The sequence below is a fragment of the Terriglobus sp. YAF25 genome, assembly GCF_052113305.1.
Classification (GTDB): Bacteria; Acidobacteriota; Terriglobia; order Terriglobales; family Acidobacteriaceae; genus Terriglobus.
In genome coordinates, this window is sequence record NZ_JBFRCY010000624.1 from 1 (window position 1) to 2,813 (window position 2,813).

Genomic DNA, 2,813 nt, shown 5'->3' on the forward strand with positions numbered 1-2,813 from the left:
CTCATGGTCCGCAGTGCTGATGGTAAACAGCGCCTGGCCCTGAGCACAGATGGGTCAGAAGGAAATTACTACGATCTGGATACCATCTCCTGGTCCCCCGACTCATCGAAGCTGGTGGTTTACCGCATTCGTCCCGGTTATCACCGCACCATCCGATTTGTGCAATCGTCGCCCGCGACGCAACTGCAGCCTCTCTATCCGGAGATTCCGTATGCCAAGCCGGGCGATGTGCTGGATCTCCAGCAGCCAGTGTTATTCGACGTAAGCACAGAGAAACAGATCGCTATCGCGAACGATCTATTCCCGAATCCGTATGAGCTTTCGCAGGCACGGTGGTGGCAGGACTGCCGTGGATTCACCTTCGAGTACAACCAGCGGGGACATCAGGTCTATCGCGTGATCGAGGTGGATGCCGCTACCGGAGCTGCCCGGACGCTTGTGAACGAGACCAGCGAGACCTTCGTGGACTATCGTTCACTGATCCCGGAGCAGCAGGACACAGGCAAGGAGTATCGCCGCGATCTCGCTGACGGGAAAGAGATCCTTTGGGCATCGGAGCGGGACGGATGGGAGCATCTGTACCTGTTGGACGGCCGGACCGGAAGCGTGAAGAACCAGATCACGCGGGGCGATTGGGTTGTCCGGTCTGTCGATCGCATAGATGAAGAGAAACGCACGATCTGGTTTTCAGCAAGCGGAATGAACGCGGGGGAAGACCCTTATTTCGTGCATGCCTATCGCATTGGCTTTGACGGAACGGGCCTGACATCGCTTACACCCTCCGCTGGCAATCACAAGGTCGCGTACTCAGAGGACGGAACACTGTATTTCGACCTGGTAAGTACAGTGGAAGATCCTCCGGTGCTTACCGTTCATCGCACAAGTGATTGTTCTCTGGTGTCAGAGCTGGAACGGGGGACTCTCGACAAGCTTAAGGCCGCCGGATGGCATGCGCCAGAACCATTTCATGCGCTGGGACGGGACGGCAAGACAGAGATCTGGGGCGTGGTGTGGAAGCCGGCGAACTTCGATCCGAAGAAGCGATATCCCGTGGTGGAGAACATCTATGCAGGGCCGCAGGGATCATTTGTGCCTAAGATATTCTCCACCCACGCGGAGCCGTTGACTGAGCTGGGATTCGTTGTGGTGCAGATCGATGGCATGGGCACTAACAATCGATCGAAAGCCTTTCATAACGTGGCCTGGAAGAACCTGAAGGATGCGGGCTTTGAGGATCGCATCCTGTGGCACAAAGCGTATGCGAGCAGCCATCCCTGGTACGACATCACCCGCATGGGAATCTTCGGGACCTCGGCCGGCGGGCAGAGTGCGATGGGCGCTCTGTTGTTTCATCCGGAGTTCTACAAGGCCGCGGTCGCCAACAGCGGATGTCATGACAACCGCATGGACAAGATCTGGTGGAACGAACAGTGGATGGGGTGGCCTATTGGTCCGGAGTATTCTGCCTCGTCGAATGTAGACAACGCCTGGCGCCTGAAAGGGAGGCTGATGCTGGTGGTCGGTGAGATGGACGATAACGTCGACCCCGCCTCAACATTCCAGGTGGCAGACCGTCTGGAGATGGCCAATAAGGTATTTGACCTGCTGTATGTACCCGGCGGGAAACATGGCGCCGGGGGAGCCTATGGGCAGCGCAAGCTTGAGGACTTCTTTGTGCAGGCGCTCTATGGTGACCGTACTCCGGAATGGAATGCGATGGAAAAACCGGCGAAGCCATGAGTGGGCCGAGGGGGTGGTCTCGCCCTCCAAGAATGGGACTCAAAATCGTCTAAATTTTTGTATTGAGTTTTGTACACAATTAACGACATAATCGGGTCACGTTGTTAACAAAGCTGTCATACCGCCGCTAAGCGGTGTTGTCTGTTTCTGGTCTCTCCCCCCATCCCTGTCTCGGGTTCGCAGAATACGCAGTCTCGCTGTTTCTGAAGGAGGTCGTATGTTGATACGAATTTCAGGGAAACGTTTTCCCGAAGCCTTTCTGGCTGTTCTTCTCTTCTTGTGTTGCAGGCTGCATGGACAGTCTGGAACGCAGGGCACTGTCTCGGTAACCGTTGCGGACGCTACCGGTGGCGTTGTTCCCGCAGCCAGCCTGGAACTGACGGCGCTTGACACCAATATCACTCGTAAAGCGGCAACGGAAGGCACAGGAGCCTTCAGCTTCGTCAACCTGCCGATCGGAACCTATCGCCTGAATGTCTCCTCACCTGGGTTCTCTACGACTCGGGTCGACACCGTCATCGTGCATGCATCGCAGGTCACACCGGTTGCGGTGGTGTTGCAGATCGGTAGCACGAACGACACGGTGAATGTGAGCGCGGTGGCGACCCCGCTGCTCGATGTGAGCTCGAACTCGCTCGGCGCGGTGATTGATCTGAAGGCAATCGAAGTTCTGCCAATCGTTGGCCGCGACCTGACGTCGCTGGCGCGGCTCACGGCAGGCTATGCCGGATCGCAGGACACCAACGGCAGCCAGATCGGCGTGTGGAACGGCCAGCCTTTGACGAACCAGGGTGTGAACATCGATGGTGTCGTCGGCGCGGCCTCGCGCGGCAAGTACAACGGCAATGTGCAGGCGGCGGCCTCGCCCCGCGTGGAGAATATCGCGGAGATGTCCGTTCAGAGCGATCAGATCGATCTGGACCAGGGCTTCGGCCGCTCAACCATGCAGTTGAGTTATGTCACGCGCTCTGGAACCAACGCGTTTCACGGCAGAGTGTACGTAGACACACGCAACTCCGGTCTGTTCGCCAATACCTATGCCAACAATGCCGCCGGCGTCCGTAGAGCCAAGG

2 protein-coding genes are annotated in these 2,813 nt (G+C 57.4%); both read left to right on the forward strand.

Annotation, left to right across the window (positions count from 1 at the left end; translation table 11 throughout):
• Positions 1-1,740 (forward strand): prolyl oligopeptidase family serine peptidase (locus tag AB4043_RS21315; RefSeq protein WP_442308016.1); only part of this gene is annotated, 1,740 nt, incomplete at its 5' end.
• A gap of 217 nt (positions 1,741-1,957) precedes the next feature.
• A partial coding sequence (locus AB4043_RS21320) for a carboxypeptidase-like regulatory domain-containing protein (RefSeq protein ID WP_442308017.1) occupies positions 1,958-2,813 on the forward strand: 856 nt, incomplete at its 3' end.